Origin of the sequence: Halomonas sabkhae (assembly GCF_030409265.1) — a bacterium.
GTDB lineage: Bacteria > Pseudomonadota > Gammaproteobacteria > Pseudomonadales > Halomonadaceae > Halomonas > Halomonas halmophila.
Map to the genome: position 1 here is coordinate 1 of NZ_JAUFPM010000018.1, position 16,250 is coordinate 16,250.

Consider the following 16,250-nt stretch of genomic DNA (forward strand, 5'->3'; position numbering starts at 1 on the left):
AGAATCATGACACCTCACCTCGTAGTGTAAAGGGAGGTGTCTACAAAATCGGGGGCATAGCACCTCTTCCCTCTTCCCTCTTCCCTCTTCCCTCTTCCCTCTTCCCTCTTCCCTCTTCCTTCAGGTCTCCAACATCACGGTCACGGGGCCGTCGTTGGTGAGGCTGACCTGCATGTCGGCGCCGTAGCGGCCGGTGGCGGTGTCCGGCCAGGTGGCGCGGGCGCGGTCGAGCAGGTAGCCGAACAGGCGTTCGCCTTCCTCCGGGTCGGCGGCGCTGGAGAAGCCGGGGCGCAGGCCCTTGCGGGTGTCGGCGGCGAGGGTGAACTGCGAGACCAGCAGCAGGCCGCCGTTGACCTGTTGCAGGTTGAGGTTCATGCGACCGTCGTCATCGGCGAACACGCGGTAATGCAGCAGCTTGTGCAGGAGCCGGTCGGCCCGGGCTTCATCGTCGCCCCGCTCGACGCCGATCAGTGCCAGCAGGCCATGCTCGATGGCGCCGACGCACTGCGCATCGACTTCGACACGGGCGTGGCGAACACGTTGAATCAGGGCTTTCATGCGGGGCTCCGGTATCGCGGGTGAATCCAGTGAGGTCAGCGGCCGAGCAGGTCGTCGCGAAAGCCCTCACCCAGGGGGGTCCGGCCCAGCCAGATACCGAACAGGGCGTTGGCCAGTGCGGGCTCGGCCTTGGCGTAGAGTGTCTCGCCATTCAGCGCCAGGCTCAGGCGCTCGCCGTCCCAGCCGAGCACATAGCGGTCGCCGGGCTCGACACTGCGATAGTGGGTGTTGAAGTCATCCAGCGCGTTGGCCAGGGCGGCAAAATCCGTCTCGCTCAACTGATCGCCCAGGGTATCGCGGGTGACGTCGGCGAAGTCGGCCGCCTCGATGGCATGGAAGTAGTCGAGCGCCAGGCGCCTCGGCACATCGCGCGACTGCGGCGCCGGCCGGGGAAAGCCCTCGGCCTGATAATAGGCCCCGGCATAGGCATCCCAGACCATGTAGCGGAAGAGCCCGTGACCGATCAATGCATAGCGCTGGCCGTCGACCTCGACGGTCTCGTCGAACTGGACGCCTTCGACCTCGACACTCAGCGCGGGCAGGGCGACCAGCATCAGGGCGGTGGTCAGGACGGTGACGACAAGGCGGCGCAGCTTCGGCATGGTGCCTCCGGAAGATGGGCGGACAGGCAAACAGGCGTCTGATCACGGCGCCATGATGACAGCCCGGGCCAGCGGTCTACCAGGGCCGGCAGAGCATGATATCGCAATGGGGCTCGGCCAGCAGGCGCTCGGTGATCTGACTGTGGCGGCCCAGCTGGCCGCGGCTGCCCAGCGCCAGCAGGTCCGGCGACTGGCGCCGCAGCTGGGTCATCAGCACCTCGAGCGGATCACCCTGCTGCAGCTCCAGGCTGAGCTCCGGCACCTGATCGAGTTCGGCCATCAACTGCTCGGTTTCCTGCTCCAGATGGCGCTTCAGGCCCTCGATCTCGCGGTCACGCCAGCGTGCATAGCGGGTATCCGAGCCGAGTTCACGCTCGCCGGGGATGTTCCAGGCATGCAGCAGCGTGAGGCGCCCCTCGGGGAAGCGTTTCAGGGTCTCGCGCAGGGTATGGCGCGAGGTCAGCGAGAAGTCGATGGGCACCAGGATGTCGTTCCAGTCGCGATTGGCCGGCTGGCTGACCGACAGCACCGGGCAGGGCGCGCTGCGCAGTACCCGGGCGAGGGTCGTGCCGTGCACCAGATCCGGCTGACCGCGCTTGCGGTGGGCGCCGAGGATGATCATGTCGGCATCGCGTTCGTGGGCCTCGCGGATGATCTCGGCATAGGGCGCGCCGGTCACGGTCTGGATCAGGCTGGCCGGCTCGGCCAGGGCATAGTCCTCGCGGATATCCGTGAAGGTCGCCGTGATGTCGGCCACCACGGCTTCTTCCAGGTCATGCAGGACTCGCCTGGGCAGGTAGGGGTCGAGCACATGGACGATATCGAGGCGCGCGCCACTGTCATTGGCCAGGCGAATGGCACGGGCGAAGGCGGCACGGTTCTCGGCGGAGAGGTCGCAGGCGAACAGCAGGGTGCGGGACATGGCACAGCCCTCATGATGCCGGGGGAGACCTTCAGGATGGGCGCCCCCGGCGCCCCGCGCAAGTCGCCTGGCTCACGCCGGCACGTTATTCCGGCTTACCACCAGGCATGGAAGTGATGCACCGGCCCGCGGCCGTGCCCCACCTTCAAGCGGTGACTGGCGTCCAGGGCCTGGTGCAGCCACTGCTTGGCCTCGCCGATGGCGCTGACGATGGCGTCATGGTCGGCGTCCTGCGGCAGTTGCGCCAGGTGAGCGGTGATGGCCGAGGACAGCGCACAGCCGGTGCCGTGGAGGTTATCGGTATCGATGCGCGGTGCCGGCAGCCAGGCGCTGTCGCGGGGCGTGGCCAGCAGGTCCGGGCAGGCTTCCCCGCGCAGGTGACCGCCCTTGAGCACCACATAAGGGGCCGCCAGGGACTGCAGGCCGGGCAGCATGGCGTTCATGGCCTCGGTGCTGGTCGGTATGTCACTGCCCAGCAGCACCGCGGCTTCCGGCAGGTTGGGCGTGATCACATCGGCCAGCGGCACCAGCACCTCGCGCACCGCCGCGATGCCGGCATTGTCCACCAGGATGTCGCCGCTCTTGGCGACCATGACCGGGTCAAGCACGATCCAGCGCGGACGCTGGCGACGCAGCGCCTCGGCGATGGTCTCGGCCACTTCGCGGCTGGCCACCATGCCGATCTTCACGGCATCGATGCGCACATCCTCGAGCAGATTATCGAGCTGCTCGCCGATGGCGCTGGCGGGCACGGGATGTACCTGCGCCACGCCGCGGGTGTTCTGGGCGATTACCGCGGTGATGACATTGGTGGCGTAGGTGCCCAGCGCGGACAGGGTCTTGATGTCGCCCTGCAGGCCGGCGCCGCCGGAGGGGTCGGAGCCGGCGATGGTCAAGGTATTGGGAAGCATCTTCGAGGCTGGCATGTCGAGTCGTCTGGCTGCTGTTAAGGGACGCGGAGTCCCTCAGCATACTGCATGCAGACGGGTAACAGCCATGCCGACGCAAAGGGGCCACGCAAGCGTGGCCCCGGAACGAGCGATCATGCCGCAGACGGCATCATTCGCTGCTGCTGGTGGTATCGCCCTGTGGGTTGCGGGCGTTGTAGTAGGCCTGTTCGGAGATGGCGTGGTAGCTCTCCACCTTGTCCTGGAAGGCCCGATAGGACTCGTGGATCTTGCCGGCCATCTCGCTGGACTCGGCCAGCTCGGCGACCACGTCCTCGGAGTGCTTCTTGGCCTCGGCCAGCACATCATCCGGCAGGCGGCGCAGTTCCACGTCGTGCTCGTTGATCAGCGTCTGCAGGGCGTCGTTGTTGCGCGCGGTGTACTCGTCGAGGACGTCCTGGTTCACGTCACGCACGGCGGTTTTGAGGATGGCCTGCAGGTCCGCCGGCAGGGAGGCCATGGCCTCTTCGTTGACGATGGCCTCGAACATCACGGTCGGCTCGTGCCAGCCCGGATAGTAGTAATAGTCCGCCGCCTGATGCAGGCCGAAGGCCAGGTCGTTGTAGGGCCCGATCCACTCGGTGGCGTCGATGGCACCGGACTGCAGGGAGGTGAAGATCTCGCCGCCCGGCATGTTGACGATGGCCACCCCCATGCGGCTCATGACCTCGCCGCCGAGCCCCGGCATGCGCATCTTGAGGCCGTCGAGGTCGTCGACCGAGTTGATTTCCTCGTTGTACCAGCCGCCCATCTGCACGCCGGAGGCACCGGCCGCCATGACGTCGATGCCGAAGTCGGCATACAGCTCGTTCCACAGCTCCAGGCCACCGCCATAATGCAGCCAGGCGTTCATTTCCTGGGCATTCATGCCGAAGGGCACCGCGGCGAAGAACTGGGCCGCCGGCGCCTTGCCTTTCCAGTAGTAGGAGGCGGAGTGGCCCATCTCGGCGGTGCCCTCGGAGACGGCATCGAAGACCTCGAAGCCGGGCACCAGCTGGCCGGCCCCGAAGACCTCGATCTGCAGCCGGCCGTCGGACATTTCCTCGACCAGCTTGGCGAGGCGCTCGGGTCCCTGGCCGACCCCGGGGAAGTTTTTCGGCCAGGAGGTGACCAGCTTCCACTCGAAGGTGTCCTGGGCCTGGGTGGCGCCGGCCGCCAGCGCCATGCTGACGCCGGCCATGGCCATGACAAGTGCTTTGGGTTGCATAGCAGGTTCCCCTGTTGGTGTTGTTCGTCGTGCGCAACGGCCCATGTGGGCCCGGATGTTGAGGTGGCGGGGCCTGGTGCCCCTGACATTGCGTTCATCTGCCAGGGACACTATAGCCTGATCGGGTGGCGGGGCGGCCATACCACTTTCGGCGCGATGCCCCGGCCGTCCGTGGCAGGCGCATCAGAACTGGTCGGGCAGCCAGGTCGCCAGTTCCGGAAAGAACGCCAGGGCCACCAGCATGCTCAACTGCAGCACGATGAACGGCAGCACGCCGCGGTAGATCGATGAGGTGGCCACGGAGTCCGGCGCCACGCCGCGCAGATAGAAGAGCGCGAAGCCGAAGGGCGGCGTCAGGAAGGACGTCTGCAGGTTGATGGCGATCATGATGCCCAACCAGACCGGGTCCAGCCCCATGGCCAGCAGGATCGGCCCGACGATGGGCACCACCACGAAGGTGATCTCGATGAAGTCGAGGATGAAGCCCAGCAGGAAGATCACCAGCATGACCACCAGGGTGGCGCCGACGACACCGCCCGGCATGCTCTCGAACAGGTGGGTGACCAGTTCCTCGCCGCCATAGGCCCGGAACACCAGCGAGAACAGCGCCGCGCCGATCAGGATCATGAAGACCATGGTGGTCACGTTGGTGGTCGAGCGCACCGCCTCGCGCAGGGTCGGCAGGTCCAGGCGGCGATAGGCCAGGGCCAGCACCAGGGCGCCGAAGGCCCCCACCGCGGAGGCCTCGGTCGGCGTGGCAAAGCCGCCGAGAATCGAGCCCAGTACCACCACGATCAGCGCAATGGGTGGCACCAGCCCCTTGAGCAGCAGCCAGCCCAGGCCGCCCTGGTGGCCCAGTTCGGCCATCAGTTCCTGGCGGTCGGCGGCCGGCGCAGCACTGGGCTTGAGCCAGGCGATGGCGGCCACATACAGGATGTACAGCACCACCAGGATCAGCCCGGGCACCAGAGCGCCCATGAACAGATCCCCCACCGAGACCGTCTTGGGGCTGAAGATGCCCATGGAGAGCTGCGCCTGCTGATAGGCCGAGGACAACACATCCCCCAACAGCACCAGCGCAATGGAGGGCGGGATGATCTGGCCCAGGGTGCCGGTGGCGCAGATGGTACCGGTGGCCAGCGACGGGCTGTACTGGCGCTTGAGCATGGTCGGCAGCGACATCAGGCCCATGGTCACCACGGTGGCACCGACGATGCCGGTCGAGGCGGCCAGCAGCATGCCGACCAGGGTCACCGAGATACCCAGGCCGCCGCGCATGGAACCGAACAGCAGCGCCATGGCATCCAGCAGGGTTTCCGCGACCTTCGATTTCTCCAGCAGCACGCCCATCAGCACGAACAGTGGCACCGCCAGCAGGGTCTGGTTGGTCATGATGCCGTACAGACGGTTGGGCAGGGCGGACAGGTAGCCGCCATCGAAGTTGGCATCGATGCCCATGGCCTCCAGGCCCAGCCCCATGCCGGCAAAGGCCAGGGCCGTGCCGGCCAGCGACAGCGCGACGGGATAGCCGAACATCAGCACGGTGCAGATCACCGCGAACAGCACCAGGGGCATGAACTCCAACATCACAGATGCTCCTCGTGCTGCTCGGGGGACTCGGCATCGGGGTCGATGCGCCCCGTCAGGATCAATACATTGCGCCCGGCCTCGACCAGGCCCTGCAGGATCATCAGGCCGGCAAAGGCGGGAATCAGCGTCTTCAGCAAGAAGACCCCGGGAATACCACCGGAATCCGGCGAGCCCTCGAGAATCGCCCAGGACTTGCCGACATAGCCCAGGCTGACCAGGATCACGAAGATCATCACCGGCATCAGCAGCAGCAAGGTGCCCAGCAGGTCGACCCACGCCTTGCCCCTGGCCGACATGCCGCGATAGAAGATATCGACGCGCACATGGCCGTCATGGCGCAGCGTGTAGGAGGCGGCCAGCATGAACAGGGTGGCGTGCAGGTACATCACCGATTCCTGCATGGGAATGCTGTTGATGCTGAAGGCATAGCGCAGCACCACGATCAGGAACTGGATCAGCATCATGGCCAGGACCAGCCAGGACAGACCTCTCCCGAGCCATTCGGAGAGGCCGTCCAGACGGGCGAGGAGGCCCGGCAACTCGCGGGTATGTGACATGGGATTCTCGCTGGGCAGTCAGTGGTACCGCCACGGCGCGGGCGGACGCAATCACCGGGAACTATACGGTAAAGGGCGCGGTGCTGTCAGGCGCATGGCGCCGACATTGGTATAAGGTACTGGCATCGAGTCCGCTGGGCCGCGCTAGGCAGAACGTGCCAGCAGCGTATCCCGGCAGGCATCCGGCAGGCGCACGTCGATGGCCACCGGCAGGTGGTCGGAGAACAGGTGCTCCAGAACCTCGACGTGATCCGCTGCCAGCGAGTCGGAAAGCAGGATGTGATCCAGGGCCCGGCGCGGTTGCCAGGAAGGGTAGCTCAGTGGGGGGCGCACGGGATGCAACGGCAGGGAGTCGCGAAACCGCCGGTGCGCATGCAGCTGATCCGGCGTGCAGTTGAGATCGCCCATGACCACCACATGACGCAACGGCTGAACCAGCTCGCTGAGATAGTCGAGCTGGCGCACCCGCGCCCGGTGGCTCAGGGCCAGGTGGGCAACGAACAGGTGCAGGGCATCCGGGCCATCGCCGAAGCGCGCGTGGATCGCGCCGCGGCCGGGCATGGGGCCGGGCAGATGGTGCTCCTCGATACGCTGCGGGGCCAGGCGCGACAGGAGGCCGTTGCTGTGCTGGGCCAGATGCCCCAGGTTGCGGTTGAGCTGCTGGTAGTGGTGGGCAAAGCCCGCCTGGCTGGCCAGATACTCCACCTGATTGATGCGCCCCGAGCGGAAACTGCCGCCGTCGGCCTCCTGGAGACCGACGACGTCGAAGCGACTCAGCACATCGCTGATCATGTCCAGGCGCTTGAGTCGGCGCGGGTGCGGCAGGAAATGCTGCCAGCCGCGCGTCAGGTAATGATGGTAGGCCGAGGTCTGGATGCCGACCTGCAGGTTGAAGGTCAGCAGCTTGAGGTGGCCGGCCTCGAGGGCCGGCCAGCCCGCCGCGGCAAGAGAAGCGGTCATGGTTATTCCGCTTGCTCTGCACGTACCTTCTCGACCAGCGCCTCGGCGATCTTCGGCATGTTGTCCAGGCTGCCGGCCAGGCTCGAGGTGACCACGTAACGGCCATCGACGACCAGCGCCGGCACGCCCATCAGCTGCATGTTGCGCATCCGCGCATGGGCCTGGTTGACCTGGCTCTTCACGCCGAAGGAATCCAGCGCCTCCAGTGCCTCGTCCTGGCTGACGCCATAGTTACTGAAGAAGTCGGCAATGGCCTCGGACTCGGTGAGCTCGCGGCCGTCCTGGTGGATGGCGTTGAAGAAATCGGTGTGGAGTTCTTCCTGAATGCCCAGCTCCCTGGCCGCGTAGAAGGCCGTGGCGTGACGGTTCCAGGCGCCGCCCATGGTGGCGGGCATGCGCTCGAAGACCACATCCTCGGGCAGCTCCTCGACCCACGCATTGAGGGGCTCTTCCAGGTTGTAGCAATGCGGGCAGCCATACCAGAAGGCCTCGGTGACCGCGATCTTGCCGTCCTCGACATGGGTCTTGACCGGCTCGTCGAGCACCTTGTAGTCCTGCCCCTCCTCGATCGTGGCGGCGGCGGCCATGGTCGACAGGCCGAGGCCGGCCAGGGCAATCATCAATGACTTGAGCATGAGGCGGATCTCTCCTTGCATTCGGTGGATGGCACGACTCTGCCATCATGAGGGCATGGTTGGCGAGCGTACAGAGCCCTTGGATGGCAGGCGGGCCACTGGGTTCCCCGGAAAACCGTCAGGCGAGCTTTCGACCGGGCTGGCGCACCAGCGCCGCGTACAAATTCGCCGGGAGCGAATTTGAACCGTCTTTAGACGGGCCCGTAGGGTAGCCGCCACGGATGGCGGCTATAGCGAAGCGAGTCGCATGCGCAGGCATTCAAGCGCTGTTTCCTCAATGCAGCCCCAGCAGATAATTGGCCAGCGCCTGCATATCTTCATCGCTGAGCTTGGCGGCGATATCGCGCATGATGCCGTTGGGATCATTGTCGCGACTGCCCTCGGCAAAGGCCTGCAGGGTGGCGATGGTGTACTCGGGGTGCTGACCCGCCACGGCCGGATAGGCGGCGCTGCCGATGCCATCGCCGGTTGGCGTGTGGCAGGCGCTGCAGGCTGGAATGCGCTCATCCAGATCGCCGGCGCGGTACAGTGCGCGACCGCGCTCCACCAGCGTCTCGTCCGGATCGGCCTGGCCCAGCGGTGGTGACTGATCGGCGTAGAAGGCGGCAACGTTGCGGATGTCCTGATCGGAGAAATCATCCAGCTGGCCGGCCATCTGCGCGACCTCGCGCCGCCCCTCGCGGATATCCTTCATCTGCTTGACCAGATAGTTCGCCTGCTGCCCCGCCAGATGCGGAAACATGCCGCTCGGGCTGAGGCCCGTCGGGCCATGGCAGGCGGCACAAGGTTGCGCCTTGGCACGACCTGCTTCGATGTCCACTTCCGTCGACGTGTCCGCCATGGCGATGTTGCTGATGGCCAATAGCGTGACCAGGCTTGCCAGTAGCTGTCTCATCGCGATTCCACCAGGCCATTGTCCTGTCGTCGCCGGCGCGAGGCGGGTGGTATAGTACCCGACCGGAGTCGCCGACCCTTATTATATTCCGACCTTCACGACTGGAGTATAACGGAGCTCCCGAAATGCGGAAACGACAGCCTTTCACGCTTTTCCCGACCAACCCCAGGATTCGTCATGTCGCGACTTAATTATCAGGCCGCCCGATTTCTCACCAGCGCGCCGACGCTGGCGAAGTGCCCGTCCGATACCGGGGCCGAAGTCGCCTTTGCCGGTCGTTCCAACGCCGGCAAGTCCAGCGCCATCAACGTCATGACCCGCCAGAAGGCCCTGGCACGCACCTCCAAGACCCCGGGTCGCACCCAGTTGATCAACTTCTTCACCCTGGGCGACGACACCGAACGGCGTCTGGTCGACCTGCCCGGTTACGGCTTCGCCAAGGTGCCGGACGCGGTCAAAATGGAGTGGCAGCGCCACCTCTCGGACTACCTGCAGCGCCGCACCTGCCTGCGCGGCCTGGTGCTGCTGATGGACGTGCGTCATCCGCTCACCGAGTTCGACCAGACCATGCTCGGCTGGGCCGACGAACAGGACATGCCGGTGCACATCCTGCTGACCAAAGCCGACAAGCTGAAAAGCGGCGCCGCCAAGAACGCCCTGCAGCAGGTCCGCTCCCAGCTCCGCGAGTGGGAAGACCTGGTCTCCATTCAGCTGTTCTCCTCACTCAAGAAACAGGGCATCGAGGAACTCCACTCCCGCCTGGACGACTGGCTGCAGAGCACAGCGCCTACCGACTAACGAGTCGGCCTCGCCAATAGCGCTGCCCAGGGAGTGGCCAGCGCCAAAAGTTATCCACAGGAAAGCCCTTTTTAACAGTCAAATCGAGCAAGATTTTGCCCGCTGGGCAACTTTTTGCTCGCTTGCGGGCAAGATCTTGCTCGATTGTGCTGATCTGCCAAACCCCGATTTTTATCAAATTATTGATTTACAAGAATTCGATGCTTTTTGGCATTAATCGTGCCCTATAAAGGGTACGCATCGCCATTACACAGCACCGATGCACGACATGAATGAGCGGCTGAGCCTATACCCGCAGACAGGGCTCAGCGAGCACGGACGCACGCGACGCCAGGAGGCGCCACATGATGTTTCCCCGACAGGGCTGGCACTTCACGCTGACCCTCGCCGGACTGCCGGAAGTGGATCTGGCGGTCGTCGATTTCACTCTGCATGAAGCCCTTTCCACGCCCTTCGAGCTCAGCGTGGCGCTGGCCAGTCGCTTCGATAGCCTGAGCCCGGAAGAACTGCTCGACCGGCGTGCCACCCTGACCGTCTGGCAGGACGAACAGCCCCTGCGCCGAGTGCACGGCATCGTGGCCGAGTTCGCCCGGGGTGATCGCGGCCACCGGCGCACGCGCTACGAACTGGTCATCCGTCCCGCCCTGTGGCGCTTGAGCCTGCGGCACAACTCGCGCATCTTCCAGCACGTCTCGCCGATCACCATCATCACCCGGCTGTGTGAAGAGGTGGGCATCACCGACGTGGCCTTCGGCGTCACCCGCGAGCCCCTGCAGCGCGAGTACTGCGTGCAGTACCGCGAGAGCAACCTCGCCTTCATCGAACGCCTGGCCGCCGAGGAAGGCCTGTTCTACTTCCACGAGTTCGAGAATGTCGACGGCGGCATTCACCGCCTGGTCTTCGCCGACGCCACCCAGATTCTCGGCAACCTGGGGGCCTTCACCTATCACAGTCGCAGTGGCGGCGTGGCGCCCCAGCGTCATATCCGCCGGTTGCGACAGGTGGCCCGCGTGCGCTCGAACGCCAGCACGCTCAAGGATTACACCTTCAAGAACCCCGCCTATGGCCTGAAGCACAATCACCAGGTCGGCGACCAGGGCCATTACGAGCACTACGACGCCCCGGGGCGCTACAAGTCGGACGGCTCCGGCGCGCCCTTCGCCCGGGTGCGGCTCGAGCACCTGCGCAGCGACGCCGCCACCGTCGAGGCCGAGAGCGACCTGCCGATGCTCGCCCCGGGCTACCGTTTCACCCTGACCGAGCACGACACCGCCAGCCTCAATCGCCCCTGGCAGGTCATCGCCGTGACCCACCATGGCGAACAGCCCCAGGCGCTGGAAGAGGATGCCGCCGACACCGAGGGCATGACGCGCTATCACAATGACCTGACGGTGATGGCCGACGACCAGGCCTGGCGTCCCCAGCCCCAGCCACGTCCGCGGGTCGACGGCCCGCAGATGGCCAGCGTGGTCGGCCCGCCCGGCGAAGAGATCTACTGCGACGAGCACGGCCGGGTCAAGGTGCAGTTCCCCTGGGACCGCGAAGCCGCCGGCGACGAGACCAGCAGCGCCTGGCTGCGTGTCTCTCAGGCCTGGGCCGGGGCCGGTTACGGCGCCATGGCCATCCCGCGCATCGGCCACGAGGTGATCGTCTCCTTCCTGGAAGGCGACCCGGACCAGCCGATTATCACCGGGCGCACCTACCACGCCACCAACACCCCGAGTGACGAGCTGCCGGCCAACAAGACACGCACCGGCATCCGCAGCCAGACCCACAAGGGCGACGGCTTCAACGAGCTGCGCTTCGAGGACAAGAACGGCGAGGAACAGGTCTGGCTGCATGCCCAGAAGAACTTCGACCTGATGACCCTCAACGACCGCACCGAGGACATCAAGCGCGACAACACCCTGCACGTCTACCGCGACCGCACCACCGACGTGGATCGTGACGAGACCCACCTCGTTCACCGTCACGAAGTGCATACCGTGGACGGCAACGAGGCCCATACGGTGCACCAGAACCGCCGCAAGACGGTCGACGGCAACGAGACCAATACCATCGGCAAGAACATGTCGACCCAGGTGGGCAGGAACGCCTCCACGCGCATCGGCAAGAACCGCACCGAAACGGTCAACATGGCCTACATGCAGAACGTCGGCATGGGGCGCATGGAAAACGTCGGTATGGCCTACAGCCTCAACGTCGGCGCGGCCATGAACACCTTCGTGGGGCTCAGCCACAGCGCGCAGGTCGGCTTCAATCACAGCCTCAATGCCGGGCGCGACATCACCCTGGAAGCCGGCAACCAGCTGACCCTGCAGGTCGGCAACAGCCGCCTGGTGCTCACCGAAGACGCCATCTACCTCGACGCCGGCGAGATCCACGTCAAGGCAGGCGCCACGGTGCATGTGGATGGCAGTAACGAGGGCGAAAGCGTGCTGGTCAGCACCGGATCCTCTCAGCCGGCGCCGGGCAGTGAAGAGCAGACGGAAGAAGGGGCGACCGGCGAGAGCGGATCTCAGGGTTCCGGGAATATCGGTCCAGGAGACTTGGCCAGTGACTCCTGTTACTAACATGACCCCATTCCCCGAGGCCCTTTTTCGTAAAGTGGGCCCGGGCGATAAAACGTTCGAAGTCCTGGCGGTGCGTGGCACCTTCCAGTTGATGGGAGATGGTGAGACCGTGATGGTTGCCGACAACCAGCAGCCCATTCGCTGGCAGGAGAGCCGTGCCGGTGATCCGGATAATCGTGTCGCGCAGTTCATTACACATGACCATGACCTAGTGCCGGGCAAGCCGGGTACGGAGCTGCAGGTGCGGGGAACCCTCGTGCCTCCCGGCGGCATGGCACGTGCTGCCTGGCGCTCGCGCTTTCGGGTGGGCGATATCGATTACGCCATGAGCGTCTTTGGCAAGCGCTATTTCGAGTGGAAAATGCTGGGGGGTTGGCAGTTGACGGACCCTGAGCCCACCACGGGCGTGCCACTGGATTACCGCTACGCCTTCGGCGGCCACTTCGCGGCGCCCGACATGGATACGCTGACCCCGGAACAGGCCACGCTGTGTTACCCGCAGAACCCGGTCGGCTGTGGCTGGCTGCCCCGGCGCGGCGACTACCGCCGCGTGGCGCGTGAAGCCGCCCGCTACTGGAAGCCCGAGCTGGAAAGCTACATCCGCCTGCCGGCCCCACAGCTTGAGCACCCCGACTGGCGCGTGCGTAGCCCCTTCGACCGGGTGCCGCCGGCCGGCGCCGGCCCCATCGCCCCCTGGTGGACACCAAGGGTCGAGTGCCAGGGGACGCATGACAAGTACTGGCACGAGCAGCGCCGCCCCCTGCGCCCGCTCGACTTCGATGAACGCTTTTACCAAAGCGCGCCGCCAGCACTGGTCTCCGCCCGCTACCTGCGTGGCGATGAGTGGCTGACGCTGACCAATGCCATGGCCAATAGTTGCCGTGTCCAGGTCGGCGAGTATGTGAGCTACCACCATCGTGCCCGCCTGCCCGGCATCGGCCTGGATGCGTATCTGGAGCGCCCTGACGGACTGCCAGGCAAGACCTCTCTGGCACTGGACACCCTGGAGGTCGATCTGGATTCGGGCGAGGTTTCCTTGACCTGGCGGGCACTCTTTCTGGCGCAGGGAGCGCCCCGACAGATACGTCTCGAACAAAGCGCGTTGTCATCACCCCGTTATTCTGGAGCAATGTCATGAGTGCCAAGGATCGGCGCCCCTCGGCTGGCAAAAAACATCATGTCGCCAACGCCAACAAGCGTTGGGTCGCCGTGACCATCGAGCCGGATTATTGTCAGGTGGGCGACAAGGTCATCGGTTTTTATACCACCGCGACGCTCGATAATCCGGTCACCTACTCACCGACCGTCAACTTTGCCGGCCTTCCCGCCTATCGCGAAGGTGATATGTTCAAGGGCACCCAGGGCAATGCCGGTGCCGGCGTTGTCTCCGGTACCTCCGGGGACGATGGCTACGTCAAGATTCTCACCGGGCTCGAGACCTTCAAGGTCAACGGCAAGCCCGTGGCTCGCCACGGCAGTCAATGCCTGATCAACTGCAATGCTCAGGGCCAGGGTGGTGCGCTGGGCATGCTGGTCACGCTGGAAGAACCCCTCCAGGGGGGCGAAGAGGATGAGGGGGATGACAGCGCCGTGGCCTCTGAGCCCAGCATGGCGGATCGTGGCCGGGCCGCCGCCCTGGAGGTGACCAAGCAGGCGGCCACCAGCGCGCTGTTCGGCGGGGACGCGGCCTCCGGGATGACCAGTGCGATCCAGCAACAAGCCATGGGGTTCACCTTCAAGGCCCTGATGGACGCTCAGGCCTTTCTCAGTGAGAGTCTGTCAGATGATGCGCCTCCCGCTGACGAGGCCGCGCCAGCGAACACCGCCGCCGCGCCGGCCGAGCCCGGCGTTTTCATTCGCGGCTCGACCACCGAGACAACCCCCGGGGAGGATTCTGAGGAAGGCCAGCCGGACAAGCCCACCGCCTGCAATCCGCAAGTCAACAACCCCGTCAACCCGATGCTTGGCGTCAAGCTGCTGCCCGGCGAAACGGATGTGGCCCTGCCGGCCCCGCGGCCCTTTACCCTGACCCGCAGTTACCTCTCGTCCAATGCCAACATCGGCCCCCTGGGCCAGGGCTGGACGCTGAGTGCCGGCATGGCCTATCTGACACTGGCCTCTGATGCCTGCCGCCTGCATGACCTTCAGGGCCGCATCATCACCTTCGGCTCACTGGCCCCGGGGCAACAGCGCCGCTCGCCCAGCCAGGACCTGTGGGTGCGCCGGGCCGGCGGTACCAACGATGATGCCGTCAATGCCTGGCATGGCCACTGGAACAGCGTCCCCGAGGCCGCGCGTCTGGATGCCGGCGTCCTGCTGATCAGCGACGGGCAGATGACGCACCTGTTTCGTCCGGCCGTTGCCCCGGAGCTTGCAGGCGACCCGGCCGCCGGAGTAGATGGCACCACGCCCTGGCGCATGGTGCAGGACATCGATCGCCAGGGGTATGTCACGCACTATCACTGGGAGGGTGACCAGCTCACCGGGGTCGAGGACAGTGCCGGGCGGCGCTACAGGCTGGTTCATCAGTCAGGCTGGCCCCTCCGCGAGGGTGACAACGGTCAACGGCTGGTCGGCGTACAGCTGACTCGCCAGCCGGATGGGCAGCCGGCCCGGCAATGGCTGGTGCGTTACCTTTATAACGCCAGCGGTGATCTGACCGAGGTGTACCACCGCGACGGCAAGTGTGTGCGTACCTTCGAGTGGCGGCATCACATCCTCACCGCTCATCATGTGCCCGGCCACCTCAGCATGCACTACGTCTGGGATCGCTATACCCCCGAGGGCCGCGTCACCACGCAACGCAAAGCGGGCGGGCTCGAGCACCGTTATCAGTATGCCGAGGGGTATACGCGCGTCCTCGATGCGGCGGGACACAGCCAGACCTACCATTTCCACGGCCAGGGCCCCAAAAAGCGCTGGGTCGGCTTCAGTCGTGAGGATGGCGCACGCTCGCTGTATCTGCATGATGCCGCCGGCCGCCTGATCACCCAGCGCGACCCACTGGATCGTGAGACGCACTTCAGCTACGACGCCGAGGGGCGCCTCAGCATGCTGACGGACGCCGCCGGTCAGCGCTGGACGCTGGACTACAACGGCCAGCTGCCCAAATCGCTCACCGGCCCCGATGGCCTGGTCTGGCAGCTTCAGCATGATGCCCGCGGCAACCCGCTAAGCGTGACCGGCGCCGATGGCGCCACGACAAGGTTCGCTTATGACGACCCGGCCTTGCCCGACCGGCCGACCACCATCACCGCCCCCGATGGCAGCACCCGCCGACTGGAGTGGAACGCCCTGGGCCAGCTTGCCGCCGAGATCGACTGCAGCGAGCAACGCACCACCTACGCCTACGACGACCATGGCCACCTGGCCGGCCTTACCAACGCCCTGGACGAGACCTGGCGCTTCACCCATGACGTGATGGGACGACGCCTCACCACCCGGGCCCCGGATGGCCAGCGGTGGGCATATCACCATGATGCCTACGGCCGCCTGGCGGGCATCACCCACCCGGATGGCAGCGCCGAACGCCTGACCCATGACGAGCACGGTCGCGTGGTCCAGCACACCGATGCCACGGGCGGCAAGACCCACTATCGCTACGACGCCCGGGAGCGGCTCGAGCGCCTGACGCTGCCCGATGGCGGGGGCTATCACTTCCAGTATGACGCCCATGACCGGCTGATCGCCCAGACCGACCCGCAGGGCGTCACCCAGCGCTTCGCCTATGACCGGGCCGACCAGCTCGTCCAGCAACAGCACGGCCAGCAACTCACCCGGCTCGAACACGATGCCCTGGGGCGCCTGCATGCCCGGCACTTGCCGGCCACCGCGCATGCCCCGGCCAGCACCGAGCACTACCAGTGGCGTGCCGATGGCCAGCTGGCCGCCATCCGTAACCCGATCAGCGAAGTACGCTTCGAGCATGACGCCGCCGGGCGGGTGGTGGGCGAACAGCAACACCACCTCGCCGACCCCGAGCGCGGCATCGCCGCCTGGCAGTGGC

At 65.7% G+C, this 16,250-nt stretch carries 14 protein-coding genes; 4 read left to right on the forward strand and 10 right to left on the reverse strand.

The annotated features are described in order from the left end of the window. Nucleotides 1-120: 120 nt before the first annotated feature. From dtd to QWY79_RS13060, 10 genes are all read right to left on the reverse strand, one after another. Nucleotides 121-558: a D-aminoacyl-tRNA deacylase gene (dtd, locus tag QWY79_RS13015; RefSeq protein ID WP_290273479.1), complete on the reverse strand. Its 438-nt coding sequence runs from the start codon at nt 556-558 to the stop codon at nt 121-123. A gap of 35 nt (nt 559-593) precedes the next feature. Next, nucleotides 594-1,160 carry a chalcone isomerase family protein gene (locus QWY79_RS13020; protein ID WP_290273481.1) on the reverse strand — a complete coding sequence of 189 codons (567 nt, stop codon included), beginning with the start codon at nt 1,158-1,160 and terminating at the stop codon, nt 594-596. Nucleotides 1,161-1,236: 76 nt separating this feature from the next. Beyond that, nucleotides 1,237-2,082, reverse strand: a complete 846-nt coding sequence (locus tag QWY79_RS13025; RefSeq protein ID WP_290273483.1) for a universal stress protein — start codon at nt 2,080-2,082, stop codon at nt 1,237-1,239. Between the two features lie 95 nt (nt 2,083-2,177). Beyond that, nucleotides 2,178-3,008, reverse strand: coding sequence for a bifunctional hydroxymethylpyrimidine kinase/phosphomethylpyrimidine kinase (thiD, locus tag QWY79_RS13030; protein WP_290273486.1), 831 nt, complete (start codon nt 3,006-3,008; stop codon nt 2,178-2,180). A 133-nt stretch (nt 3,009-3,141) separates the two neighbouring features. Beyond that, entirely contained in the window at nt 3,142-4,215 is a 1,074-nt protein-coding gene (locus tag QWY79_RS13035; protein WP_435389791.1) for a TRAP transporter substrate-binding protein, read from the reverse strand. 204 nt (nt 4,216-4,419) lie between these two features. Further along, nucleotides 4,420-5,823, reverse strand: coding sequence for a TRAP transporter large permease (locus QWY79_RS13040; protein ID WP_290273492.1), 1,404 nt, complete (start codon nt 5,821-5,823; stop codon nt 4,420-4,422). Then, nucleotides 5,823-6,383, reverse strand: a complete 561-nt coding sequence (locus QWY79_RS13045) for a TRAP transporter small permease subunit (RefSeq protein WP_290273495.1) — start codon at nt 6,381-6,383, stop codon at nt 5,823-5,825. The genes QWY79_RS13040 and QWY79_RS13045 overlap by 1 nt, the downstream gene beginning before the upstream one ends. Before the next feature lie 144 nt (nt 6,384-6,527). Next, nucleotides 6,528-7,343 (reverse strand): endonuclease/exonuclease/phosphatase family protein, encoded by an 816-nt coding sequence (locus QWY79_RS13050; protein WP_290273498.1) that lies wholly within the window; start codon nt 7,341-7,343, stop codon nt 6,528-6,530. Between the two features lie 2 nt (nt 7,344-7,345). Next, complete coding sequence (locus QWY79_RS13055; RefSeq protein ID WP_141321579.1) at nt 7,346-7,978, reverse strand: thiol:disulfide interchange protein DsbA/DsbL; 633 nt, start codon at nt 7,976-7,978, stop codon at nt 7,346-7,348. Nucleotides 7,979-8,252: 274 nt separating this feature from the next. Further along, nucleotides 8,253-8,873 (reverse strand): c-type cytochrome, encoded by a 621-nt coding sequence (locus QWY79_RS13060; RefSeq protein WP_290273502.1) that lies wholly within the window; start codon nt 8,871-8,873, stop codon nt 8,253-8,255. Between the two features lie 177 nt (nt 8,874-9,050). Here QWY79_RS13060 and yihA point away from each other — a divergent pair, with 177 nt between their 5' ends. The 4 genes from yihA to QWY79_RS13080 form a co-directional block, all read left to right on the forward strand. Further along, on the forward strand, nt 9,051-9,671 hold the full coding sequence (yihA, locus tag QWY79_RS13065) for a ribosome biogenesis GTP-binding protein YihA/YsxC (RefSeq protein WP_290273505.1): 621 nt from the start codon (nt 9,051-9,053) through the stop codon (nt 9,669-9,671). A gap of 347 nt (nt 9,672-10,018) precedes the next feature. Then, nucleotides 10,019-12,244, forward strand: a complete 2,226-nt coding sequence (locus QWY79_RS13070; protein ID WP_290273512.1) for a type VI secretion system Vgr family protein — start codon at nt 10,019-10,021, stop codon at nt 12,242-12,244. Beyond that, a complete protein-coding gene (locus QWY79_RS13075) occupies nt 12,228-13,382 on the forward strand; it encodes a DUF2169 family type VI secretion system accessory protein (RefSeq protein WP_290273508.1) in 1,155 nt (384 codons plus the stop codon). The genes QWY79_RS13070 and QWY79_RS13075 overlap by 17 nt, the downstream gene beginning before the upstream one ends. Further along, the coding region (locus QWY79_RS13080) for a DUF6531 domain-containing protein (protein ID WP_290273510.1) at nt 13,379-16,250 on the forward strand (2,872 nt) is incomplete at its 3' end. The genes QWY79_RS13075 and QWY79_RS13080, both read left to right, overlap by 4 nt.

What these genes read in the sequence shown, in the direction of transcription:
- QWY79_RS13020 (WP_290273481.1), bottom strand. Translation starts at nt 1,160, where the DNA reads ATGCCGAAGCTGCGCCGCCTTGTCGTCACCGTCCTGACCACCGCCCTG.
- QWY79_RS13025 (WP_290273483.1), bottom strand. Translation starts at nt 2,082, where the DNA reads ATGTCCCGCACCCTGCTGTTCGCCTGCGACCTCTCCGCCGAGAACCGT.
- QWY79_RS13070 (WP_290273512.1), top strand. Translation starts at nt 10,019, where the DNA reads ATGTTTCCCCGACAGGGCTGGCACTTCACGCTGACCCTCGCCGGACTG.
- yihA (WP_290273505.1), top strand. Translation starts at nt 9,051, where the DNA reads ATGTCGCGACTTAATTATCAGGCCGCCCGATTTCTCACCAGCGCGCCG.
- thiD (WP_290273486.1), bottom strand. Translation starts at nt 3,008, where the DNA reads ATGCCAGCCTCGAAGATGCTTCCCAATACCTTGACCATCGCCGGCTCC.
- QWY79_RS13050 (WP_290273498.1), bottom strand. Translation starts at nt 7,343, where the DNA reads ATGACCGCTTCTCTTGCCGCGGCGGGCTGGCCGGCCCTCGAGGCCGGC.
- QWY79_RS13045 (WP_290273495.1), bottom strand. Translation starts at nt 6,383, where the DNA reads ATGTCACATACCCGCGAGTTGCCGGGCCTCCTCGCCCGTCTGGACGGC.
- QWY79_RS13055 (WP_141321579.1), bottom strand. Translation starts at nt 7,978, where the DNA reads ATGCTCAAGTCATTGATGATTGCCCTGGCCGGCCTCGGCCTGTCGACC.
- QWY79_RS13060 (WP_290273502.1), bottom strand. Translation starts at nt 8,873, where the DNA reads ATGAGACAGCTACTGGCAAGCCTGGTCACGCTATTGGCCATCAGCAAC.
- QWY79_RS13040 (WP_290273492.1), bottom strand. Translation starts at nt 5,823, where the DNA reads ATGTTGGAGTTCATGCCCCTGGTGCTGTTCGCGGTGATCTGCACCGTG.
- dtd (WP_290273479.1), bottom strand. Translation starts at nt 558, where the DNA reads ATGAAAGCCCTGATTCAACGTGTTCGCCACGCCCGTGTCGAAGTCGAT.
- QWY79_RS13035 (WP_435389791.1), bottom strand. Translation starts at nt 4,215, where the DNA reads ATGGCCATGGCCGGCGTCAGCATGGCGCTGGCGGCCGGCGCCACCCAG.